This window comes from Psychrobacillus sp. L4, assembly GCF_042944905.1.
GTDB lineage: Bacteria > Bacillota > Bacilli > Bacillales_A > Planococcaceae > Psychrobacillus.
The window spans coordinates 3,011,195-3,033,897 of sequence record NZ_CP168496.1 but is presented as its reverse complement, the minus strand read 5'-3'; the positions used below and the strand labels follow the sequence as shown (position 1 = coordinate 3,033,897).

22 protein-coding genes are annotated in these 22,703 nt (G+C 36.4%); 15 read left to right on the top strand and 7 right to left on the bottom strand.

Annotated features, from left to right (window positions below; genetic code table 11):
* Positions 1 to 3 precede the first annotated feature (3 nt).
* From ACEPXG_RS14765 to ACEPXG_RS14755, 3 genes are all read right to left on the bottom strand, one after another.
* Positions 4 to 1,914 carry a heavy metal translocating P-type ATPase gene (locus ACEPXG_RS14765; protein ID WP_391203923.1) on the bottom strand — a complete coding sequence of 637 codons (1,911 nt, stop codon included), beginning with the start codon at positions 1,912 to 1,914 and terminating at the stop codon, positions 4 to 6.
* Positions 1,915 to 2,060: 146 nt separating this feature from the next.
* Positions 2,061 to 3,590 carry a fumarate hydratase gene (locus ACEPXG_RS14760; RefSeq protein WP_391203920.1) on the bottom strand — a complete coding sequence of 510 codons (1,530 nt, stop codon included), beginning with the start codon at positions 3,588 to 3,590 and terminating at the stop codon, positions 2,061 to 2,063.
* A gap of 795 nt (positions 3,591 to 4,385) precedes the next feature.
* Positions 4,386 to 4,571, bottom strand: coding sequence for an SE1561 family protein (locus tag ACEPXG_RS14755; RefSeq protein ID WP_151701083.1), 186 nt, complete (start codon positions 4,569 to 4,571; stop codon positions 4,386 to 4,388).
* A 395-nt stretch (positions 4,572 to 4,966) separates the two neighbouring features.
* Between ACEPXG_RS14755 and ACEPXG_RS14750 the strand changes: the two genes are divergently transcribed.
* The 6 genes from ACEPXG_RS14750 to ACEPXG_RS14725 all read left to right on the top strand — a co-directional run bounded on the left by ACEPXG_RS14750 (position 4,967) and on the right by ACEPXG_RS14725 (position 10,060).
* Entirely contained in the window at positions 4,967 to 6,151 is a 1,185-nt protein-coding gene (locus ACEPXG_RS14750) for an MFS transporter (RefSeq protein ID WP_391203917.1), read from the top strand.
* A gap of 165 nt (positions 6,152 to 6,316) precedes the next feature.
* Entirely contained in the window at positions 6,317 to 6,745 is a 429-nt protein-coding gene (locus ACEPXG_RS14745) for a hypothetical protein (RefSeq protein ID WP_391203914.1), read from the top strand.
* Positions 6,746 to 7,092: 347 nt separating this feature from the next.
* Positions 7,093 to 7,527, top strand: coding sequence for a GNAT family N-acetyltransferase (locus ACEPXG_RS14740; protein ID WP_391203911.1), 435 nt, complete (start codon positions 7,093 to 7,095; stop codon positions 7,525 to 7,527).
* A gap of 201 nt (positions 7,528 to 7,728) precedes the next feature.
* On the top strand, positions 7,729 to 8,181 hold the full coding sequence (locus ACEPXG_RS14735) for a GNAT family N-acetyltransferase (RefSeq protein ID WP_391209936.1): 453 nt from the start codon (positions 7,729 to 7,731) through the stop codon (positions 8,179 to 8,181).
* Between the two features lie 800 nt (positions 8,182 to 8,981).
* Complete coding sequence (locus ACEPXG_RS14730) at positions 8,982 to 9,290, top strand: hypothetical protein (RefSeq protein WP_391203908.1); 309 nt, start codon at positions 8,982 to 8,984, stop codon at positions 9,288 to 9,290.
* A 284-nt stretch (positions 9,291 to 9,574) separates the two neighbouring features.
* Positions 9,575 to 10,060, top strand: a complete 486-nt coding sequence (locus tag ACEPXG_RS14725; protein ID WP_391203905.1) for a general stress protein — start codon at positions 9,575 to 9,577, stop codon at positions 10,058 to 10,060.
* A gap of 126 nt (positions 10,061 to 10,186) precedes the next feature.
* On the opposite strand, the gene rlmD is transcribed toward ACEPXG_RS14725, so the two are convergent.
* Genes rlmD through ACEPXG_RS14710 form a run of 3 tightly spaced genes read right to left on the bottom strand, consistent with a single transcriptional unit; the run spans position 10,187 to position 13,364 of the window.
* Positions 10,187 to 11,563, bottom strand: a complete 1,377-nt coding sequence (gene rlmD, locus ACEPXG_RS14720; protein ID WP_391203902.1) for a 23S rRNA (uracil(1939)-C(5))-methyltransferase RlmD — start codon at positions 11,561 to 11,563, stop codon at positions 10,187 to 10,189.
* Positions 11,564 to 11,608: 45 nt separating this feature from the next.
* Positions 11,609 to 12,415 carry a polysaccharide deacetylase family protein gene (locus ACEPXG_RS14715; RefSeq protein ID WP_391203899.1) on the bottom strand — a complete coding sequence of 269 codons (807 nt, stop codon included), beginning with the start codon at positions 12,413 to 12,415 and terminating at the stop codon, positions 11,609 to 11,611.
* Positions 12,416 to 12,467: 52 nt separating this feature from the next.
* On the bottom strand, positions 12,468 to 13,364 hold the full coding sequence (locus tag ACEPXG_RS14710) for a TIGR01777 family oxidoreductase (protein WP_391203896.1): 897 nt from the start codon (positions 13,362 to 13,364) through the stop codon (positions 12,468 to 12,470).
* A 98-nt stretch (positions 13,365 to 13,462) separates the two neighbouring features.
* On the opposite strand from ACEPXG_RS14710, the gene recX reads away from it, so the two are divergent.
* From recX to ACEPXG_RS14690, 4 genes are all read left to right on the top strand, one after another.
* The gene (recX, locus tag ACEPXG_RS14705) at positions 13,463 to 14,275 is read left to right on the top strand and encodes a recombination regulator RecX (protein ID WP_391209934.1); all 813 of its coding nucleotides are present in this window, start codon (positions 13,463 to 13,465) and stop codon (positions 14,273 to 14,275) included.
* A complete protein-coding gene (locus ACEPXG_RS14700; RefSeq protein WP_391203893.1) occupies positions 14,268 to 14,597 on the top strand; it encodes a YfhH family protein in 330 nt (109 codons plus the stop codon). Before recX ends, ACEPXG_RS14700 begins: the two co-directional genes overlap by 8 nt.
* A 1-nt stretch (position 14,598) precedes the next feature.
* Positions 14,599 to 14,865: a YfhJ family protein gene (locus ACEPXG_RS14695; protein ID WP_391203890.1), complete on the top strand. Its 267-nt coding sequence runs from the start codon at positions 14,599 to 14,601 to the stop codon at positions 14,863 to 14,865.
* A 559-nt stretch (positions 14,866 to 15,424) separates the two neighbouring features.
* A complete protein-coding gene (locus tag ACEPXG_RS14690) occupies positions 15,425 to 16,711 on the top strand; it encodes a transposase (protein ID WP_391203887.1) in 1,287 nt (428 codons plus the stop codon).
* A 206-nt stretch (positions 16,712 to 16,917) separates the two neighbouring features.
* On the opposite strand, the gene ACEPXG_RS14685 is transcribed toward ACEPXG_RS14690, so the two are convergent.
* Positions 16,918 to 17,898, bottom strand: a complete 981-nt coding sequence (locus ACEPXG_RS14685) for a metal-dependent hydrolase (RefSeq protein ID WP_391203884.1) — start codon at positions 17,896 to 17,898, stop codon at positions 16,918 to 16,920.
* A 123-nt stretch (positions 17,899 to 18,021) separates the two neighbouring features.
* Between ACEPXG_RS14685 and mutY the strand changes: the two genes are divergently transcribed.
* The 5 genes from mutY (at position 18,022) to ACEPXG_RS14660 (ending at position 22,628) form a co-directional block, all read left to right on the top strand.
* Positions 18,022 to 19,086 carry an A/G-specific adenine glycosylase gene (gene mutY / locus ACEPXG_RS14680; protein ID WP_391203881.1) on the top strand — a complete coding sequence of 355 codons (1,065 nt, stop codon included), beginning with the start codon at positions 18,022 to 18,024 and terminating at the stop codon, positions 19,084 to 19,086.
* A 3-nt stretch (positions 19,087 to 19,089) separates the two neighbouring features.
* Positions 19,090 to 19,836: an enoyl-[acyl-carrier-protein] reductase FabL gene (fabL, locus tag ACEPXG_RS14675; protein WP_391203878.1), complete on the top strand. Its 747-nt coding sequence runs from the start codon at positions 19,090 to 19,092 to the stop codon at positions 19,834 to 19,836.
* Positions 19,837 to 19,897: 61 nt separating this feature from the next.
* A complete protein-coding gene (locus tag ACEPXG_RS14670; protein ID WP_391203875.1) occupies positions 19,898 to 20,143 on the top strand; it encodes a gamma-type small acid-soluble spore protein in 246 nt (81 codons plus the stop codon).
* Between the two features lie 137 nt (positions 20,144 to 20,280).
* Positions 20,281 to 20,820 carry a DUF402 domain-containing protein gene (locus ACEPXG_RS14665; protein WP_391203872.1) on the top strand — a complete coding sequence of 180 codons (540 nt, stop codon included), beginning with the start codon at positions 20,281 to 20,283 and terminating at the stop codon, positions 20,818 to 20,820.
* Between the two features lie 59 nt (positions 20,821 to 20,879).
* Positions 20,880 to 22,628 (top strand): ABC transporter ATP-binding protein, encoded by a 1,749-nt coding sequence (locus ACEPXG_RS14660; protein ID WP_391203869.1) that lies wholly within the window; start codon positions 20,880 to 20,882, stop codon positions 22,626 to 22,628.
* Positions 22,629 to 22,703 lie beyond the last annotated feature (75 nt).

Genomic DNA, 22,703 nt, shown 5'->3' with positions numbered 1-22,703 from the left:
CTTTTAAATGTTTCTATTTAGCATTCTCAGTCCATTAAGGATTACTAGAATCGTGCTTCCTTCATGTCCAATGACCCCTAATGGTAGATCGACTATTTGAAGGAAGTTTGAAACGATTAACACTGCAATAACAGAAATGGAAAGTACAATATTTTGTTTCACAATACGTTGCATCTTACGTGACATCTTAACGGCATATGCAATTTTGGATAAATCATTTTTCATGAGTATCACATCAGCAGTTTCGAGTGCTACGTCTGTACCTTCTCCCATTGCAAATCCAGTGGTTGCGGTTGCTAGAGCAGGGGCATCATTTATACCATCGCCAACCATTCCTACAAATTTATGTTCTTCTAATAGTTCTTTCAAATGCTGTACTTTTGTTTCAGGTAAACATTCTGCGATGTATTGATCAATACCTGCTTCTTTAGCAATAACTTTAGCTGTTTTTTCATTATCACCGGTAAGCATAACGGTTTTTATTCCTAATGATTGCAACAGCTTAATTGCCTCTTTTGCTTCTTCACGAACTGTATCTTTTAAAGCAACAGCAGCAGCAATTCCTTTTTCATCACGCATAAAAATAACTGTTTTTCCTTCTTCAGCAAGTGAAGCTGCGACACCATTTTGAAAAGCAAAAGCATCTACTTCATTTACAAATTCTGGTTTACCAACTAGTATTGTTTGTTCTTCCATGATTGCTTGCAAGCCAAAACCGGGTTTATCTTCAATATGAATAAGTGGTAATTGGCCAATTCCTTCTGACTTCGCATAGGTAGTTATTGCTTGTGCAAGCGGATGGTTCGATTGTGCTTCAATTGTAGCAAGCATAGTTAATGTTGCAATTCTATTTAAATCTTCCCGGACAAAAAACTCTGTTACTAACGGTTTTCCTTTCGTAAGTGTTCCTGTTTTATCGAGTGCAATTGCTTTCATTTCACTAACATTTTCTAGATGCATGCCACCTTTAAACAAGACTCCACTTTTTGCTCCATTCGATATAGCCGCAAGTGTTGCCGGCATAATGGCTGCCACAAGGGCGCAAGGAGAAGCGACAACCAATAAAACCATGGCACGGTAGAACGTTGTTTTCCAGTCCCAATCAAGTGCAAAATGTGGAAGGAACATCATGAAACCTACCGCTATTAGCACTATTTTTACATAGCTGCCTTCAAATTTTTCGATAAATTGCTGTGCTGGAGATTTCTCATCTTGAGCAGTTTGAACAAGTTGAATAATTTTATGAAAAAGCGAGTCCTCATTTGCTTTTGTCATTTCCATTGTAATAGCACCGCTTAGGTTCACAGTTCCAGCAAACAATTCGTCGTTGACTTGTTTGGATACAGGAATTGATTCTCCGCTAATTGCAGCTTCGTCAATTACGGTAGATCCACTTTTAATGATTCCGTCTGCAGGTATTCTTTCCCCAGGTTTTACGACTAATTGATCCCCTATAACGAGTTCGTCTACTGAAACGCGAGTAGTGGAGTCATCACTATTTAACCGCCAAGCTTCTTCCGGTTGAAGTTCCATAAGCGAAGAAATTTCTTTTTTACTTTTGTTCATCGTATATGTTTCAAGCGCACCGCTAACACCGAAAATGAAGATTAATATGGCGCCTTCTGTCCAATAACCGATGATTGCAGAACCAACTGCTGCTAAAATCATAAGCATTTCCACATTTAGTGCTCTATCTTCAATAGTTGATTGAATACCCTCTTTTGCTTTTGCAAATCCTCCTATGACGAATGCAAGTATATAAAAAATAATAGAAGCAGTTTCCTGATCTGTTCTTCCAAGCCACCAAGCAATGAGAATTAATACCCCTGAGAAAAGAGCGGCTATCAGTTCGATATGTGAGATAAAAGATTTGAAATGTGGTTGTTTCTCATTTGTTTCTTGAATAGTAGACATGTAAATACCCCCTTGATAATGAATTTCAGTCTTAATAAGCTTCTAAAATGACGAAAATGGATTCCCAGGAGGAAATCCATTTTTATATTCATTACTACTTTATAATTATTGTAATTTAAGAAGTAGGTATAAGTCAAACATTTATTTTAGTTAAAAACTCTATCCTTATAAGCAGATAATTTTTCCAAAGAAGATTTATCAACATCTGCATGCAAGCTATTGCCATGAGAATCCATTGTTACGACAGCTGTGAAATTTTCTACACGTAAATGCCACATTGCTTCAGGAATACCAAATTCCATTAAGTCAACGCCTTCCACACCTTTAATGCAGTCAGCATAGTACTGAGCGGCTCCACCGATAGCGTTCAAATATACTCCGCCGTGCTCAGAAAGTGCAGCAAGTGTTTTTGGCCCCATACCACCTTTACCAATAACCGCACGAATACCAAACTTTTTCATAATATCGCCTTGGTACGGCTCTTCGCGAATAGAAGTAGTTGGACCAGCTGCACGTACATGCCAAATTCCCTCATCGTCTTTTTGCATAACTGGACCACAGTGATAAATGATTTGTCCATTTAAGTCAACAGGTGCATCATGACTCATTAAGTGATGGTGAATTGCATCGCGCCCAGTGTACATGCGACCAGTGATGGAAACAACATCTCCCACTTGTAGAGCACGAATTTGTTCTTCTGTAATAGGTGCTTGAAGTTTGACAACTTTTTTAGGAGCTTCTTCTGTAGCTTCATCTTTAAATTCGATTTTTTCTCCTTCTTGGTAATGCCACTCGATAACTTCGCCTGTAGTTGGATTTATATTGATCGCCATACGTCGGTATGCCCAACAATTATACGCAACTGAAACATAGAAACTTGCTGGAATACGATGCATCACGCCAATTTTACAGCCAAGTAACGTTGCTTCTCCGCCGAATCCCATTGTACCAATTCCTAATGTGTTTGCTTTTTCTACAATATACTCTTCTAATTTTGCAAGGTCTGGGTTTGGATTTGTATCTTCTACATGACGGAATAATTGTTCTTTTGCAAGGTCATACCCGGAAGAACGATCTCCTCCAATGCCAACTCCGATAAAACCTGCAGAACATCCTTGACCTTGTGCTTGGTAAACAGAATGTAAAATACATTTACGGATACCATCTAAGTCACGACCAGCGCGTCCTAAACCTTCTAGTTCAGTTGGTAAGCTATATTGAATGTTTTTGTTTTCACAACCGCCACCTTTTAAGATAAGCTTCATTTCAATATAGTCTTTTTCCCATTGTTCGAATTTCATGACAGGGATACCTTCACCTAGGTTATCCCCACTGTTCGCACCAGTTAGTGAATCAACCGAGTTAGGTCGAAGTTTTGCATCTTTTGTAGCAGACACGATGGCACGTTTAATAGCAGCTTTAATTTCCAATTGGTTTACGCCAATTGGTGTTTTAATTTTGAATGTAGGTAAACCTGTATCTTGGCAAATAGGCGAGACTTTATCATCCGCCATTTGAATATTGTTCGTAATTGTATCTAAACTCATAGCCGCACGTGTACCGGCATTTTCAGATGCTTTCGCCTTTTTTATAGCGCGACGTACATCTTTTGGCAAGTTCGTAGATGTTTCGGTAATTAAGTCATAAATACTTTTTTCTAATTGTTCCAATTGCATGGTGAAACGCTCCTTTAGGTATGTAAGTAATAAACATTTACAAGTATACTATTTTCTTAGCTTGAAAAAAAGGGCGGTGAATCGTTTAACCGGTGCTAACGTCGGGCTATCCTAATGGATCCGCGCTTAAATTTTTTATCCGCCCCTAGCGTCGGGCTATATGCTCCTAAAGGTGTTGTATAAGCCCCTAAAGCCAGTGCATCTGCTCCTAGAGGTGTTGTATATGCCCCTAAAGCCAGTGGAACTGCTCCTAAATTTTTTATCCGCCCATAGCGTCGGGCTATATGCTCCTAAAGGTGTTGTATAAGCCCCTAAAGCCAGTGGAACTGCTCCTAAATTTTTTATCCGCCCATAGCGTCGGGCTACATGCTCCTAAAGGTGTTGTATAAGCCCCTAAAGCCAATGCATCTGCTCCTAAATTTTTTATCTGACCCTAACGACGTGCTATGTGCTCCTAAAGGTGTTGTATATGCCCCTAAAGCCAATGCATCTGCTCCTAAATTTCTTATCCGCCCCTAGCGTCGGGCTATATGCTCCTAAAGGTGTTGTATAAGCCCCTAAAGCCACTGACCCTAACGACGTGCTATGTTCTCCTAAAGGTGTTGTATATGCCCCTAAAGCCAATGCATCTGCTCCTAAATTTTTTATCCGCCCCTAACGTCGTGCTATCCGCTCCTAAAGGTGTTGTATATGTCCCTAAAGCCAATCTATCTGCACCTAAACGTAATTCTGACCTCTAAACAATGACAAAAGAAGTTTGGAAATAGATCATTCCAAACTTCTTTTGTCTAAAAGCTATTCTTTATTATTTTTAAACTGCTCCATTTTTAACTCTAAGTCATCCATCATTTGAATAAGACGGTCAATATCTTCAAGTTCAGTTGTTTCAGGTTCAATTGAATCTAAGACTTCTAAAAACATTTGGAGTCGATCTTTTAAATAAGATACTTGTTGTTCTGGATTTGAAATTTGTTTGCCCACAGAATAACACCACCTTTTCGTAAGTATAGAATAAAGGAAAATGAAAATAAAAGATAGGTCTAAAGAGTTATTTTAATAATTTATCTGTTTTGAATATTTACACTTATCAGTTTATATGATAAAGTGTCTTTAAGGCATACATAGAAAGGAGGCCGTAGTGAATAGTCGAAAACCATTCAACCAATAGAAGGAGGGGGTTCAGACATTTCACCGGCAATAAAGCCGCAAATGCAATTATGAGTACTCAAAAGGATACTAGTTATATGTAAAAGGCTCAGTCAATCTATTGCAGATACCGACTGGGCCTTTTCTTGACCAGTTTTTTATATAAAACGAAGGTATTGTCTGTTACACTACTCTTTAGAATAACTTTGAACATATTAAAGAGGTAATGTATGCAGCAATTTACAGCAGTCGAAAGAAAAAGGTTTTGGATACTCGTTACGATTGTATCGATTTCAGGATTTTCACAAGGAATGTTATTACCGCTTATATCCGTTATATTTGAGCAAGACGGAGTAAGTGCAACGCTGAATGGGTTAAGTGCTACAGGACTTTATATCGGCACATTATTAATATCGCCATTTATTGAGCCACCACTTCGAAAGTTTGGCTATAAGCCAATTATTATGATAGGCGGGCTTATTGTAATTACATCGTTAATGCTCTTCCCTATTTGGAAAAGTGTCGCATTTTGGTTTATTTTAAGGTTATTAATTGGAATAGGAGATCACGCTCTTCATTTCTCGACACAAACATGGATTACGAGTTTTTCTCCCGGGCATCGTTTAGGAAGAAATATTGCTATATATGGTCTTTCTTTTGGAGTTGGTTTTGCCGTGGGGCCTTTGTTTGTTCAACTTGTCAATATTTTTCAAGGATTGCCATTTATCGTTTCAAGCCTTCTTTGTTTAGGAGCATGGTTACTCATTTTCTTCGTTAAGAATGAAAAACCAGAGATATTTAAAAGTTCTCCTGCCTACGAAGGAACTTGGAAACGATTTGGGGCAACTTTCGCAATTGCATGGGTAGCATTTATACCACCATTTTGCTATGGATTTTTGGAATCATCGTTAAATGCCATTTATCCAGTTTATGCACTTCGTAATGCGATTGAAGTAACCAGTTTATCCTACATATTAGCGGCATTTTCAATGGGCGGGGTGGTCTCGCAATTACCTCTTGGTGTATTAAGCGACAAAATTGGAAGACGAAAAGTACTTATACTAATGCTCGGTTTAGGAGCTCTTACTTTTGCAACAGCAAGCTTTTTTGAAACATCCGCTTTAACGATAGGGATTTTATTTTTCATCGCAGGAATGTTTGTTGGATCGACTTTCTCACTAGGGATTTCTTATATGGCTGACTTAACACCAAAGGTTCTTCTACCAACTGGAAACTTAATGTGTGGAATATCTTTTAGTATTGGAAGTCTTTCAGGACCGTTTTTGGGAGGTTTATTTATCCAACTTTTCGAAGGGGTTAGTTTTTTAGTATTAGTTGCACTTCTACTAGGAACGCTTTCCTGTATTATCTTTTTTGCCAATCCGCAAAAGAAACGAATAACGCCTTTATTTTAAAGTTTAGAAAGCACTACTGGTTCATGTACCTCTTTTCAAGAGCGTACAGAAGAAACAGTAGTGCTTTTCGAATTGAAGTCAGAATATTTAGCGTTTTGGTATACAAATGTATCCAGTTATGTATATGATAATTGTAAGAGTTTTATAGGAGAAGGAGGAAATTTTATGCCTAAAAACTGGTCACCATATGTTTGGAAATTATTATGGGGAGTGGGATTAATTGTTTTACTGTTTATCATTTATCATCTAGAGCTTAAGGTAAGGAATCATGTTGCAATTACGTTTCAACCGCTGCCTATTTTTTGGTTCTTACCAACTGCTTATTTTGTTTTTGGTATTTATATTTCATTCATTTTCGTAAAAGTTTGGTCTGTCAAGTGGAATTGGCCTTTAATAGTTTGTGTGACTATTCCATTTCTAATTCTTGCTTTTTATAGCCCAGTTATATATACAATTATTCAAAGTACTTCATCAGATTCGAATAGTTTTTCTGTACCAATTCCATATTGGATTATGAATATAAACTCTTTAGGGATTCCCTCGATTGTGGCAGGAATTACTCTGATGGTTGGTATGTTTGGAAAGAGAGAATGAAGCGAGTTAAAGCTAACAGAATGGGGTGGTATAAATCAAGTTAAATGATTATTTAATAAGCATAATTGGCTCTATAGTTCTGTTTGTATTGCTTTCATTAGTAATTGGAGAAATAAAATGGCCGTTATTATTAGTATGCTTAATGGGGTTCTATATAAGGAATTTTATTGTTTCATTCCAATTGCTAAAAACCAAAAATAAAACCGAGAGATAATTGAATGAAAGAGAAATTATTGGAAGAAGGAAAGTGATTTTTATCAAGAATTCTTTGATTTTCTTTAAAACTGGAAATTTAATAGATGTTGTGAGTGGGGATGTATCCCTACTGAGGATAAAGTGGATAATATATGAAAAAAATTAGCTCTATAACAATTCATCCAAAGATAAGAGAGCTTTTTTCTTATGCTACATCTAAAGATAGGGTTGACCTTGAGTATGAAAAATACATACCATCTCCTGAACACAAATTGTATGGACTTGAGCTGCAAGATAAGATAGTTGCTTGTATTGGTATTACCTTTATTAATGCAGCCAGTTGTGAAATAAAGCATATAGCAGTATCGCCAATTGTCAGAGGAAATAACATTGGAAGTCAAATGATTAAGTTTGTTTGTGATAAACATTCTTTAAGTTCTATAAAAGCTGAAACAGATAAAGGAGCAGTGAAATTTTATGAAAAGAATGGATTTAACATTACTAGTTTGGGTGAAAAATATCCAGGGGTTGAACGATTTTTTTGTGAATATACCATTCAGAATCTTTCAAGCACAATAGGAGGATAGATTTATGGATAAGTATAATTGGATTTTTATCTTATCTTTAATAGTAAGTTGGATTCTCTTTTTAATAGTAACCTTCGCTTTTCAAATAGATCCTATTTACTCGATAGGAATAACCATTGTGATTCTTCTTTCGTTTTTGATATCGCTATTGTATAAATTAATCGATTTACTAAAAGGTAAATTATGGAATATATGAATAAAATGGAGAAATTTAAAGCAAAAAGAATACAGAATTTAATAATTGCCGAGTTATTTCAACTAGTTTTAGAAAGCAAGCAAGATGGGTTTCGTTTTCTGGAGAGGCTAGTAAAAGAATATGAAAATGGTACAAATACTTTCACAAAACCAGGTGAATCTTTATACGGTGTTTATACGGACCAAGGAGTACTAATTGCCGTTGGTGGCCTTAATATGGATCCCTTTTCTGATGATCAAAAAGTAGGGAGACTGAGAAGATTTTATGTGGGGAAAGAATACCGTAGAATAGCTGTTGGAACATTATTGCTAAATGTAATAATTTCTGACGCAAAGAATTATTTTGAAATTTTAGTACTACATACTGATACAGAGCAAGCTGCTAAGTTTTACAGTGCATTTGGTTTTAAAGACAATTGTACTTTTTCAGGTTCCACTCATTATTTAAACTTGAGATAATGGAGTGGAAAAAATTATAAGTTGAAGTTGGAAAGAAACATGTAATTTCTTCAACAAGAACACATAAAATATTAGCACTTTAGATTGAATGGTCTCTTAATATGACCGAGCACGTTGATCTGTAGTGCTTTTTTTATTCTATTAAATTCTGAATTTATAAATAATATAAGCATGCAAATGTAACTTAATATGTATATGATAATTAATAAAAGGAGGATGTTTTATACGTAAAAACTGGTCACCTTATGTTTGGAAAGTATTATGGGTTATTGGGTTAATTGCTCTCCTAATTATTAACTTTCATCTGGAGCTTAAGGTAAAAAATCATGTGCAAACTACGTTTCATTTTCTCCCCATATATTGGTTCCAATCTATAGCAGGTTTTGTAATAGGCATTTATTTTTCTTTGCTTTTCATAAAAGTGTGGTTAGTTAAATGGAACTGGTCGTTTATAGCTTGTGTGGCTGTGCCATGCTTGATCATTGCGTTTTATTTTCCAGTTATATATACAATTATTCAGAGCACTACATCGGACCCGAATAATTTTTCAGTGCCTGTTCCGTATTGGATGATGAAAATAAACGCTCACGGCATTCCATCTATTGTCGCTGGACTGACCATAATCATTGGAATGTTTGGATATACGGACAATCCAAAAACGAATAGAGATGGAGTAATAGAGGGAAAATAATTACTTCATTTCTGTGATTGATTAAAAGGGGGAGTTTAGTATTAAACGATACTATGTATTAATCAGCTGCTTACTAGTATGTTTGTTATCCGGTTGCAGTGAAAAAACATTGACTTACGAAGGTGAGTCAGCAAATTGGAAGGTTGTATATAGGATTATCCAGGATGAAAACGAAGTCAAGCGACAATTAATAGAAATTCAATCCATTGGTGGAATTCAAAAGGGTTTAATAACTTTTAAACAGACAAATCCTCGTGGTTCAGGATGCGAACATAATTTTGATTATGATATGAAAGTTGATAAAGAACATATTCCAGGATGCTTAGATGGACCGCGCCCCGACAATAAAGACGATTCCTTCAAAGTTTTCATCGCTTGGGATGACCAAGAAGAGAAAATTATTTTAAAGGTAAAATAAAAAAAACAGACAATTAATTATTGTAATCCGTTCAATTGACAGAAGGATTAATGAGTCACCCTACCTTCAGAAGTTGGTTATTATATTTATGAAGTTATCGCAGAATGGAATGAAGGAAGAATAACTTATATTTTTGATATTAATATCCAATAATACAAAAAACTAATTGTGCATTACTTGAAGATCATTGAGCAAAACTAGATTTTTGCCATTTCATGTTTTACGTCCACTATTTCGGGTATATATTTAGTAGATTTATATTTTCGAATAGGAGGATGATCAGTATGGATAAACGTGTAATTGGAGTTTATGACAATGGTGATGATGTAATCCGGGCGATTGAGGAATTAAAGGCACAAGGTTATGACCGAAATGATATTTCACTCGTTGCAAAAGACCGGGATGAAGTAGAAGCAGTCAATGCTGAAACAGGTACCAAAACGGAGGAAGGTCTTGCAGCTGGTGCTGCAACTGGAGGGCTTCTTGGCGGAACCGCGGGATTATTGGCAGGTGTAGGAGCGCTCGCAATTCCAGGGATTGGACCAATTTTGGCAGCAGGTCCTATTGCCGCGACATTAACTGGTATTGCAGTCGGTGCCGGTACAGGCGGACTTGCTGGAGCTTTGATTGGTATGGGGATTCCGGAAGATGAGGCAGATCAGTATGAGCGGGATATTAATGAAGGAAAGCTAATTGTATTGTTGGATCCTAATGCAAGAAAAACTGATTCATTCATTAACAATGATCTAAACTCAACTACAAGGTATTAAGTATAATAAAACTACAAAAAACAAGGCTAATCCTTTCTGGGGATTGGCCTTGTTTTTATAATTCTATTTTCTTATATATTGAGAAACTGACCGGGGTAATAACAACTGATTCTTGGTCTTGTTATTTTATTTCTTTAATTCCAACAAAGTTACCGCTTCTACATGTGCCGTTTGAGCAAACATGTCCACTGGTTGAATATATTTCACATGATAAACTTTTGTTAACGCTTCTAAATCCTTTGCAAGGGTAGAAGGGTTACAAGACGTATAAACAAAGCGTTTTGGTTTTATATCTAATATTGTTTTGAGCAATTCATCGTCAAGACCAGCGCGCGGTGGATCTACTGTTAATACATCTGGAACAAAGCCTTCATTTTTCCACTTTTGTAGCCATTGTTTCGCAGTGCCATGCACATATGTCGTATTTTTAAAGCCATTACGTTTTGCATTTCTTTTTGCATCTTTAATCGATTCTTCGACAATGTCCATACCACGAACTTCTTTTGCGTTTTTCGCAAGCCATAAGCCGATTGTTCCAACGCCACAATAAGCGTCTACAACTGTTTCAACTCCTGTAAGTGCAGCAGCTTTTTCGATTTCATTGTATAAATGCTTGGTTTGTTCCGGGTTTAACTGGAAGAATGCGCGAGCAGATAAATCGAAAGCTAATTCCCCTAGTTTTTCATGAATCGTTTCTTTGCCATGTAAGTTAAACGTTGTATCACCGAAAATAAGTGATGTATCTTCCGCATTTATATTCTGACTGATGGACACAATATTAGCGTCGATCGCACGAATTTTTTGTACTAATTCTTCTTTATGTGGCATTTTCTTTTGTGTTGTTACGAGCGTCACTTGGATTTGACCAGTTTTCATACCAGTTCGAACGACTATTGTACGCACAATTCCTTTAGAGTTTCTACCATCGTAAATAGGAATATTTAGCTCTTGCAAGTATTTTTTAATTTCATTTGTAATATGTGTTGTAGCTGGATGTTGTACTGCACATTCGTTAATGTCAATTAACATATTCGATTCTTCCGCATACAATCCAGCAATTACTTTATCACCTAATGGTCTAACTTGGAATTGGGATTTGTTTCGGTAATGCCAAGGATTATCCATCCCAATAGTTTTTCTAACTTCAATCGTTGGAGCTAGATCTTTTATATAGCGTTCCAATGCTTGCACGACCAAATCTCTTTTTTCAATCAGCTGTCTATCATAGGACATATGTTGTAACTGACACCCACCGCATGCATCATATACTGAGCAGGGTGGAGTAACTCGGTCAGGAGATGCCTGTCGGATTGTTTTAATACTTGCTTCCGCGTATTTTGGTTTGGCTACGGTTACTTCTGCGGTAATCACTTCACCAGGTAAAGCCCCTTTTACGAATATAGCACTTCGTTTGAAAAAGCCCACGCCTTCTCCATTGATCCCTAGTCTTTTTATCGTTAAAGGGAATTGTTGCCCAACTTGAATTGTTTCTAGTTCTGTCATTCCTTCACGTCCTTTATAATCTTCCTTCTATTATAAAGGACAAAATCATTGTTGGGAAGAAAGCGGAATATCCAGATTATTCATGTTTAGTTCATCTAGTGTTCCAAATGTATAGCCCATCTTTCTTGCTTCCGTGATAAACATAGGTAGACCTTCTGCATTATCAGGTGATACAGTATGCATTAATATGATTGCTCCTGGGTGAATTTGAGACATTAATTGGTCATAAGCGTATTTACCGCCTTTTTTCTGATCTCGATGCCAATCAATAAAAGCGACGGACCAAAATATATGCTGATAGCCAATTTCGTTTGCAGCTTCTAATACCTGTTCATTAAAAATACCTTCAGGTGGTCGCGTCACAGTCGTTCTCTTTAACGGAGTTAATTCACTTAAACGTTGGTCAAACTTTTGTAATTCTTTTTTTACCCCTTCTTTTGTAAGTCTAGCCAAGTTCGGATGACCATATGAATGGTTTCCTATTTGATGACCGTCTTCAATCATCCTTTTTACAAGCGGTGCGGCACTCTCTAAATAATGACCGGTTAGAAAGAAAGTGGCTTTAATATTTTCTTGTTTAAGCGTGTCTAAAATGCTCTCTGTATACCCATTTTCATAGCCATTATCAAAAGTGAAATAAATGATTTTTTTATCGGGGGAGCCTTTATAAACTGCTCCATGTTTTTCAAGCATTGCATCTAGCTCTGCTCCAGCTTCAGCTGGTACTTCCTTTGTCGCTTTTTTTAATCCCCAATGTATTTCTTTTGATTGTGCAGAGAACGGCTGATAGAAAAATCCCATACTTAAGACAAAAGCTGCTAATACTATTCCAAACACATGATATTTCCACATAAAAAACGCAACCTTTCTTTTTAAATAGGTTGCGCTAGACAGTTTCATTTATTCATTTATAAATATCGTTTAAGGCATTTGTCAAATCAGGGAATTCAAAATTAAACCCATTTTCCGATAAAACTGTTGGTAGTACATGTTGCCCTTCTATTACAAGCTGGCTTTTTTCGCCGAGTGCTAGTTTTAAAGCGAAAGAAGGAACAGGGAAATAATATGGTCTTTTTAACACAGTTGCGAGCGTTTTTCCGAATTCATTCATCCTTTTTGCATGTGGAGCAGCCACATTAAAAGGACCTTGTAAATCGTGTTCAACTGCAAAAAGTAAAGCATTCGCAACATCTTTCACATGAACCCAAGACATCCAGTTTTGGCCAGAACCAATTGGTCCCCCGACAAACATTTTATATGGTAGTGCCATAAGAGGGAGAGCACCATCATTTTTTCCAAGAATAATGCCGAATCTTCCATAAGCTACTCGAATGCCTAATTGTTCAGCTGACATAGCTTTTTTCTCCCAATCATGAACGGTTTTCGCTAGAAAGTCCGTGCCGGTTGCAGTTGATTTTTCTGTATATACTTTGTCCTCAGAGGCTGGATAAATTCCTATTGCACTAGCATTTACGAGAACTTTAGGTTTAAGTTTCAAAGCTTTAAGTATTCGGAGTACTTCATCGGTTGCTCGCATACGACTGTCGTAAATTTTCTTTTTTTGCTCTACTGTCCATCTTCCATTATTAATAGATTCACCAGCCAGATTGACGATTGCGTCGATTCCTTCTAATTCTTTTTCAGGTTGAGAATTTTCCGTTAACCATGCAATAGTAGTTGTGTCATTTAATAGTTTATTTGTTGAACGAGATAAAATAAAAACATGATGTCCTTTTTGCACAAGAAGCTTCGTCAGTTCTCTTCCCACGAATCCTGTACCGCCGGTAATTGCGATTTTCATTATCCAAACCTCCCTTAAAGATATCTTAGCATGCCTCGCAGTTATCACCTATGAATATATACGCTATAATAATAGAAGAGGAATGGAGAGATTTAGTCATGCCGATTATTACAAAAATAGGTCGTCAAAAAAACAATAAAGAACGATATAATTTATATTTGGATGAAAAATATGCTTTTAGTGTCGATGAAGCAGTCCTCATCAAGTATCAGCTTTCAAAAGGGAAAGTGATGGAAGCTTTTACAATTGATGAAATCGTTTTTGATGATGAAGTAAGAAAGGCTTATAATAAAGCGATCAACTTTTTAAGTTATCGTATGAGAAGTGAACATGAAGTAAAGCAGAAGTTACAAATGAGTGAATTTGGTGAAGCGGTTATTTTAGAAGCAGTTCGCAAATTATATGAACATGGGTTTTTAAATGACGAGAGCTTTACCAAAGCATTAGTAAATACACAAAAGAAAAATAGTAAAAAAGGTCCTACAGCTATCCGACAAGAATTGAAGAAAAAAGGAATTGAGAAAGATCTTCAAGACGAAGTACTAGCAACTTATTCCGAAGACGAACAACTTACGATTGCCCGGATGCTAACCGAGAAAATAATAAATCAAAACGCAGATAAGACACCAAGACAAGTAAAACAAAAAGTACAAGATTCGCTGCAGAGAAAAGGATATAATTTCACCATTATCTCCCAAGCGTTAGACTCCTTTGAATTGGAAAAAGAACAGGAAGAATGGGAAGATATAATTGCCACGCAAGCAGATAAAGTTTGGAGAAAGTATGCATCCAAATATTCGGGATATGACTTGAAAAAACGGGTAAAAACTGCACTTTTTCAAAAGGGATTTCCTGGAGAACAAATCGATTTGTATATTGAAAAAAAGGAGTTGGAACAACAAGATGAGTGAAAAAAAATATAGTGAAATGGCTGAACATGAATTACGAACAGAAATTGCAAATTTAAAAGAGAAAGCCAGAAAAGCAGAACAATTAGGAATTGTAAATGAGTATGCTGTTTACGAAAGAAAAGCAACGATGGCACAAGCATTCTTAATTGATCCAACTACTATTAAACCTGGCGAAATGTACCGAATATCTAGTGATCCCGGGATGTTCTTTCAAGTGGAGTACCTTAAAGGAAGATTTGCTTGGGGATATAGATTGGGCGGAGCTAAGTATGAGGAAGCATTACCGATATCTCTACTACAGCCATTAAAGGAAGGAAAATAACATGCAAGATAAAATAGATGCATTAACAACACAATTAATTGAAAAAAACGAACAGCTATCTGCTTCTAAAGCACGAACTTGGATTGAGCTCCTTTGGTCAGATTTCGAATCTTCCTATGCTCGAGCAGGTTATGATTATAAAGGAGCAGCGGTAACCGAAATGGTTATTACAAAATGGATTGAAGGATATGGAGATCAGCTACATGAATTCGCTAGCTCCAATGAAAAGTACAAGCATCTTCTTGAAGTGGATGATTTTCTAAACTAAAAAACGCTAGCAACAGGTTGATTTCCGCGGGCGGTCCGTGAGCCTTCTCGCTTCGCTGTGGGGTCTCACCTGGACACGCTTTTCCCGCTGGAGTCGCCGCTTCCGCTCCAATCAACTGTGCAAAAAAGAAAGACAATATGCTTCTGGTACTTTCCTTTGTTTAATAAAGTAGCAAGAGGAAGTAGAGAAAAAATAGATAGTATTCATTGATAAAGAAGCGCTGAGCGGACGAAATTGTATCTTCGTTCGGTTTTAAAAGAATAGGTAAGTATCTATTCTCTCATTAACCAAACCAAATGCACCGTGTCTCTACATATTTCAAGAGGGCGACGGACAAACATCCGCCACAAGATTACCGAAAAAAATGGATCGTGAAGTGACGCAGTCACTTCACGATCCACAAAAAATCCACCGGTAATAGTGTGGCTAATGTTTAGTCCAAAGCACTCGGGAATTGGTGATGACCAGGTGCACTTAAAGGACGCTTGCGCTTATCTTAAAAGATAAGAAAGTATATGAAAATGTACCGTGAACACAGGGTTCATGGTACATTTGTTATATGGAAAAGAATATATTAAAAAGAATATTTTTTGATGAGCATAATCATTGGAATCAATTTTTATTGAAACATGAAAACAAGGTAAGACCTATAGTTGTAAAAGAAGTTGAAAAATTCAAGGGATGCGGAAAGGTAGTTAATGGTTTCAAGCTCTTTGTATGTGAAGGATGTCATGATGTAAAAAAAGTAGCCTATCGATGCAAAGGACGTTTCTGTACAACTTGTTCAGTGGGAGAAAGTGAAGAATGGAGCCGTCTAATGTCCCATGATATGTTTCAAGTCAACCACCGCCATGTGATTTTTACGGTAGATGAAGGATTGCGTGAAGTCTTCTTGCTACACAGACGTCTTTTAAAACCAATGATGGATGAAGCTGCTAAACTTCTTAGAGATTACTTTTATAAAAAAACAAAGGTGATTCCTGGTATAATATCAGGTCTCCACACATTCGGATCAAGAGTTAATTTTAACCCACATGTCCATATGTTAGTGACCATGGGAGGTATTAATGCACAAGGTGAATACGTAAAATATGATTTCTTACCTTTTGAGATGCTACGGAAGCAATGGCAGACAGTTGTCCTAAAACTAATCAGAAAGAATTTAAATCCTAGAGAGAAAAAGCAAGTGCAATCACGCCTTCAAGCAGCCTACCAAAATAATGGGGAAGGTTTCTATATACATGCGCCAAAACAAAAGGGAAAGATAGAAGAACAACTAAGATACATTGGGCGTTATATGCGTCGACCTGCAATAGGGTTGAATCGGATCGAAGCATATGATGGTCAAAATGTAACTTTTACATACAAAGATAAGTCCGATGGTCAGCAAAAGAAAGAAACAATTTCTGTAGAAGAGTTTATTTCTCGATTAATTCGTCATATCCCCGATGAACAATTCAAAACTATACGTCATTATGGTATGTACTCACGTAAAACCAAAGGTGATACTAGAAAATTACTGACGAAATGGCAGAAGGAAGTAAAGAAGTGGATCGTTAGAATAGGTTCTAAACTAAAAAGACGTAATTGGAGAGAGAAATTTCTGGCTGCAAAACAGCCGGATCCTTTGAGATGCCCAAAATGCGACAACTGCTACATCTATAAGGGGGAAGTCTGTCTTCAGGAGGGAGTGCTAACGATACGGGTAGCTTTATGCGATAATACAAGAAACTATTTAGAAAGGGTGATTCATTATTTCACCAGTCAGCAAACCACGCAAAAAGAAAAACAAAAGCAAATCAACTATTATCAAGGCACCAGTAATATACGAATGTCTATTGTGTGATGCAGAAGAGAAAATTCCATACCAAGTAGTAAGAGATTTTGATCGAATGGACGATGGTGATCCAACTGTGCCACCCATGTTTGAATGCGAGCAGTGCGGAGCGCAAATGTATCCGAAGGTATACAAAGGAATACATGGAATGGTGTATAAAATATCGGACGTAAAATAAACAAAAAAGGACCGGGCGTCTTTTTGCCCGGTTTTTCTTAATTAGGCATGAAGTCGAGTTTTTTACGTAGTTTATCTTCGCTAAATATCCATCCTGTATAAGAGTTAACAATTTCTAACTCTTCATTGAGATGAGCTACTGCTACAAAGGGGTAATAATCATTACTTCTATACCTTAAATCGATTAAGCGTACTTCGTATATATGGTCAAGTTCCGTAATTTCCCATCGATAGATAGGCGAAAAAGAAACAAAAGCGCTTAAATTTTTATCCTTCAAAGCTGCTTTAACTAATTCGGAATCAGGAAGTGGAACACGTTCGAATTTATCGTATATCGTAATGGATCGACCGTATGCTCTGCCAACATAATGGTGCGTTTCTGAATTTGCGGCAACTCGCCACTGAAAAAACTTCATCGTAGGTGCAATTATTATTTGTTTTGCATTTGGAATCGTTCGTTTTACGGCATTTTTTACGGCAGCTTGTACAGCAAATCTTAAAATATAATAGCAAAAGATGATTGCGTACATAATAAGAAATGTAGGTACTGGGTTTGCACCGAACATCCAAAATAGTAACCCCACTATGTGCAATCCGAAAATAATCGGATCAAATGTATTTATCACACCAAGCGCTACCCATTTCCTTGAAAAAGGTCGAATCGCTTGGGTTCCATAAGAGTTAAAAATGTCGACAAACACATGCAAAAAAACAGCTAAAAAGGTCCATAGCCATAGATGAAGAAAGTTTGAATCTTGTACGAATAACCATATAACAGACGAAATAAGCAAAGGCCATAAAATAACAGCGGGTATGGAATGTGTAATTCCACGATGATGTCTAATATACACCGCATTATTGCGCAGTTTTAAAACTGTATCTATATCAGGTGCTTGCGAACCGATAATGGTGCCTGCAATAACTGCTGCAGTGGTTATGGAACTACTTGCAACAACAGGGTCAGCAAGTGCTAATCCTCCAAGGGCAATGCCCATTACGATATGTGTACCTGTATCCATACGACCAACTCCTTTTTGGACAACAAGTTATTTTCATCATAAAATAAAATAAGAAAAATAACAAAGTCCACACTATTATATACCCGATTATTCTTGTCAATAATCGCAAGGAAGGATTTTACATTGAACGATTTATATAAAAAACAAGTAAGTAATGCTTTAGTCTCTTGGTTCGAAGAAGAACAACGTGATCTGCCATGGCGAAAAACAAAAGACCCATATAAAATTTGGGTTTCGGAAGTGATGCTTCAACAAACAAAGGTAGATACTGTTATTCCTTATTATGAAAGATTTCTCACAAAATATCCTTCGCTTGAATCACTTGCGAATGCAGAGGAAGAGGAACTGCTGAAAGAATGGGAAGGTTTAGGGTATTATTCAAGAGCTCGGAACTTACAAGCCGGAGTAAAAGAAGTGATAGAAGAATATCATGGTGTCGTTCCATCTACTAGAAAAGAAATATCTACTCTAAAAGGCGTTGGTCCATATACTGCTGGAGCAGTTCTTAGTATTGCATACGGTGTGCCAGAACATGCAGTTGACGGAAATGTAATGCGTGTGCTTTCCCGGCTTTTATTAATAAAAGAAGATATTGCAAAACCAAAATCAAAAAAAATATTTGAAGAAGCAGTTATGGAATTAATCGATGTAGAAAATCCCTCTGCATTCAATCAAGGATTAATGGAGCTTGGTGCATTAATATGTACGCCTACAAAACCTAAATGTTTGCTATGCCCCGTAAGAGAAAATTGCACAGCTTTTTTTGAAGGGATGCAAGAGGAATTGCCGATTAAAACGATTAACAAAAAAACAAAAATTCACAAAATGAAGGCTGTAGTCATTGAGGCAAAAGACGGAAAAATTCTACTCGAAAAACGTCCTTCTAAAGGTTTACTTGCAAATATGTGGCAATTTCCGATGGTCGAACTCCCGACTACTTCCCATACAATCGAAGAATTAATCGAGCATGATTACCAAATAAGAATTGAAAAAGGTAAAGAGATAATTACCTTTAAACATATTTTTTCCCATCTAACATGGGAAATGGAAAGTTATGAAGCAAGGTTAATAAATGATATGGAGTTACCGATAAATTGTAAATGGTTTACAAGAGAAGAGATTGTATATCAACCGATGCCTGTTCCAGTTTTGAAAATTTGGAACGCATGGAAAGAAAGGAATTTGTAAATAATGATGACAAACAAAGTTGCACTAGTAACAGGAAGTAGTAGAGGATTAGGAAAAGCAATCGCTATCGAGCTTGCAAAGAATGGATACGATATCGTTGTAAACTATGCAAGAAGCAAAACAGCTGCACTTGAAACGGTGCAAGAGATAGAAGCTCTTGGAAGAAAAGCACTACTTGTTCGTGCGAATGTTGGAGATGTAGAAAAATTAAGAGCAATGTTTGAAACAATTAAAGAAGAATTTGGACGATTAGATGTATTTGTAAGTAATGCGGCTTCTGGCGTGTTACGTCCCATTATGGAACTAGAAGAGTCCCATTGGGATTGGACAATGAATATTAACGCAAAAGCAATGCTTTTTGGTGCACAAGAAGCAGCTAAATTAATGAATCATGGTGGGAGAATTCTTGGAATTAGCTCGCTCGGATCGATTCGCTACTTAGAAAACTATACAACAGTTGGGGTATCAAAAGCAGCTATAGAATCCATTACAAGATATTTAGCAGTAGAATTAGCTCCAAAAGGAATTGTCGTTAACACTGTTTCTGGAGGAGCATTAGATACGGAAGCTTTAACACATTTTCCTAATCGTGAAGCGTTATTAGAAGATGCACGAGTAAATACGCCAGCAGGAAGAATGGTGGAAATAGAGGATATGGTGAAAACTGCCATGTTTTTATTATCCGATGACTCATCCATGATTTGTGGACAAACGATTATTGTTGATGGCGGAAGATCATTAAAATTGTAAAAAATAGCATGAATATAATCATTAGAAGTGCACATGATATATGTGTACGGAGGTGAAATCCATGAAAAAGAATAACAGTAAACAACCAAATGCAAATCAATACAAAACCCCTGAGTTTGCATCTGAAACTGATGTTCAACAGGTAAAAGAACAAAACCGTCAATCATCTCAAAGCGGTCAAGCTCAAAATCAATCCAAATCCTCAGAGTTTGCTTCAGAAACTGATATTCAACAAGTAAAACAACAAAATCAACAAGCAGAGATGAAAAAACAAAAAGCTAGTAGTTCTTTTAACCAAACAAAATAATTGCATGGATTCACCGAAATCAGCGAGGGCTTTTTGCCTTCGCTGATTTTTTTACTACAGTTTTTTGGAATGGATTGCTATAATAAGAAAATAAGTTTAAAATTCAATCTTGCGCTTGATGAAAAGGTGGCTAAATCATGGCGATTCCAACAGAAGGAGAAACTATACAAATTCATAGCTACAAGCATAACGGCCGTATCCACCGTGTCTGGCAGGAAACGATGATTTTAAAAGGAACCAAAAATATTGTCATTGGCGCAAATGAACGTACACTTGTAATAGAGGCAGATGGTAGAACCTGGATTACAAGAGAGCCTTCCATTTGTTACTTTCATGCAGAACATTGGTTCAACATTATTTGTATGCTCCGAGAAGATGGAGTATATTACTACATCAATATGAGTTCGCCGTTTGTCTATAATAATCAACGGTTAAAGTATATTGATTATGATTTAGATGTAAAGGTTTTTCCAGACATGACCTATACAATTTTAGATGAAGATGAATACGAACAGCATAAAATGGAAATGAATTATCCTAAAGAGATAGATGGTATTCTGAATCGTAATGTTGAAAAACTTATTTCGTGGATAAAGCAAAAAAGAGGTCCTTTTGCTCCAGATTTTATCGAGGCATGGACAAGTCGTTATCAATTTTATAAACAGTTAAATGAGTAGACGGAAAACCTGTTGAATACATACAACAGGTTTTTCTGATTTGGAAAGGAAGTAATATTATGGGTTCGATTAAGCGGTATATGCAATTTGTAAAGCCATATAATGTACAAATATTTATAACAATCGTCATTGGCATTATAAAATTTGCCATTCCTTTATTTATACCACTCCTTATAAAAATCGTTATTGACGATATTATTGGAGGAAAGGGATTAACATCAGAAGAAAAAATGCATCAACTAGTTTATTGGCTAGGAGGAACTTCCTTAATCTTTTTAATCGTTCGTCCACCAATCGAGTATTATCGACAATATTTGGCACAATTAGTGAGTAACAAAATACTGTATGATATTCGTCAAAAGTTATATATTCATCTCCAAAAACTAAGCCTAAAGTATTATTCGAATACACGTGCCGGGGAAGTTATTTCAAGGGTAATTAATGACGTAGAGCAAACGAAAAATTTTGTTATGATCGGTTTAATGAACGTCTGGTTAGATTTAGCAACCATTTTAATTGCCATTGGAATTATGTTAACTATGAATGTGAAGTTAACGCTTGTTACATTGCTAGCATTTCCATTTTACGCATTTAGTGTGAAGTACTTTTTTGGTAAATTACGTGATCTTACAAGAAAACGTTCGCAAGCACTTGCAGGCGTCCAAAGTTATTTACATGAACGTGTTCAAGGTATGAGCATTATCAAAACATTTACACTAGAGAAACACGAACAAAAACTATTTGATAAAGCAAATGGAGAATTTTTAGACAAAGCGGTGGATCAAACGATTTGGAATGCAAAGGCATTTGCTGTTGTAAATACAATAACAGATATAGCACCGCTACTTGTGATAGCATTTGCTGGGTATGAAGCAATTTATAATGGACTATCGGTCGGGACGATGGCCGCTTTTGTAGCATATATTGAACGTTTATATAGTCCACTGCGACGTTTAGTTAATTCATCTACGACATTAACACAAGCTTTTGCATCGATGGATCGCGTTTTTGAATTAATGGATGAAGATTACGATATAGTCGATAAAAAAGGCGCTTCTATTTTAGAAAACCCAACCGGAGATGTCACTTTCTCTAATGTGTCTTTCCAATATGAGAAAGATGGAAATACGATATTAAATAATGTGGATTTCCATGTAAATGCCGGACAAACAGTAGCATTTGTTGGGATGAGTGGAGGAGGGAAATCGACGATAATTAGTCTCATTCCTAGATTTTTCGACGTAACAAGTGGCAGTGTACAAATTGATGGAAAAGATATACGTGACGTAACGATTGAATCGCTACGAAAACATATTGGAATCGTATTGCAAGACAATATTTTATTTAGCGATTCAGTTAAATCGAATATATTAATGGGAAATCCAAATGCTTCCGATGAAGAAGTAATTGAAGCGGCAAAAGCGGCTAATGCACATGATTTTATCATGGAGTTACCAGAAGGTTATGAGACGAAAGTGGGAGAACGTGGAGTAAAACTTTCTGGTGGACAAAAGCAACGTGTAGCAATTGCACGAGTATTTTTAAAAAACCCTACGATTTTGGTTCTAGATGAGGCAACTTCCGCATTAGATTTAGAGAGCGAATCATTAATTCAAGATTCGTTAGAACGATTGGCGAAAAACCGTACAACAATAATAGTAGCTCACAGACTTTCGACTATTACGCATGCAGATAATATTTTTGTTATCGAAAATGGAGAAGTTGTTGAAAATGGGAATCATACTATTTTAATGAACCAAAAAGGTGTATATTATAACCTTTTTCAAATACAACAATTAGATATATAAAAAAATGAAAAGCACTCGATAAGTAAACTCATACTTATTGGGTGTTTTTTGGTATAACTTATCATTGGATGGATA

What these genes read in the sequence shown, in the direction of transcription:
- ACEPXG_RS14765 (WP_391203923.1), bottom strand. Translation starts at nt 1,914, where the DNA reads ATGTCTACTATTCAAGAAACAAATGAGAAACAACCACATTTCAAATCT.
- ACEPXG_RS14760 (WP_391203920.1), bottom strand. Translation starts at nt 3,590, where the DNA reads ATGCAATTGGAACAATTAGAAAAAAGTATTTATGACTTAATTACCGAA.
- ACEPXG_RS14750 (WP_391203917.1), top strand. Translation starts at nt 4,967, where the DNA reads ATGCAGCAATTTACAGCAGTCGAAAGAAAAAGGTTTTGGATACTCGTT.
- ACEPXG_RS14745 (WP_391203914.1), top strand. Translation starts at nt 6,317, where the DNA reads ATGCCTAAAAACTGGTCACCATATGTTTGGAAATTATTATGGGGAGTG.
- ACEPXG_RS14740 (WP_391203911.1), top strand. Translation starts at nt 7,093, where the DNA reads ATGAAAAAAATTAGCTCTATAACAATTCATCCAAAGATAAGAGAGCTT.
- ACEPXG_RS14735 (WP_391209936.1), top strand. Translation starts at nt 7,729, where the DNA reads ATGGAGAAATTTAAAGCAAAAAGAATACAGAATTTAATAATTGCCGAG.
- ACEPXG_RS14725 (WP_391203905.1), top strand. Translation starts at nt 9,575, where the DNA reads ATGGATAAACGTGTAATTGGAGTTTATGACAATGGTGATGATGTAATC.
- rlmD (WP_391203902.1), bottom strand. Translation starts at nt 11,563, where the DNA reads ATGACAGAACTAGAAACAATTCAAGTTGGGCAACAATTCCCTTTAACG.
- ACEPXG_RS14715 (WP_391203899.1), bottom strand. Translation starts at nt 12,415, where the DNA reads ATGTGGAAATATCATGTGTTTGGAATAGTATTAGCAGCTTTTGTCTTA.
- ACEPXG_RS14710 (WP_391203896.1), bottom strand. Translation starts at nt 13,364, where the DNA reads ATGAAAATCGCAATTACCGGCGGTACAGGATTCGTGGGAAGAGAACTG.
- recX (WP_391209934.1), top strand. Translation starts at nt 13,463, where the DNA reads ATGCCGATTATTACAAAAATAGGTCGTCAAAAAAACAATAAAGAACGA.
- ACEPXG_RS14700 (WP_391203893.1), top strand. Translation starts at nt 14,268, where the DNA reads ATGAGTGAAAAAAAATATAGTGAAATGGCTGAACATGAATTACGAACA.
- ACEPXG_RS14695 (WP_391203890.1), top strand. Translation starts at nt 14,599, where the DNA reads ATGCAAGATAAAATAGATGCATTAACAACACAATTAATTGAAAAAAAC.
- ACEPXG_RS14690 (WP_391203887.1), top strand. Translation starts at nt 15,425, where the DNA reads ATGGAAAAGAATATATTAAAAAGAATATTTTTTGATGAGCATAATCAT.
- ACEPXG_RS14685 (WP_391203884.1), bottom strand. Translation starts at nt 17,898, where the DNA reads ATGGATACAGGTACACATATCGTAATGGGCATTGCCCTTGGAGGATTA.
- fabL (WP_391203878.1), top strand. Translation starts at nt 19,090, where the DNA reads ATGATGACAAACAAAGTTGCACTAGTAACAGGAAGTAGTAGAGGATTA.
- ACEPXG_RS14670 (WP_391203875.1), top strand. Translation starts at nt 19,898, where the DNA reads ATGAAAAAGAATAACAGTAAACAACCAAATGCAAATCAATACAAAACC.
- ACEPXG_RS14665 (WP_391203872.1), top strand. Translation starts at nt 20,281, where the DNA reads ATGGCGATTCCAACAGAAGGAGAAACTATACAAATTCATAGCTACAAG.
- ACEPXG_RS14660 (WP_391203869.1), top strand. Translation starts at nt 20,880, where the DNA reads ATGGGTTCGATTAAGCGGTATATGCAATTTGTAAAGCCATATAATGTA.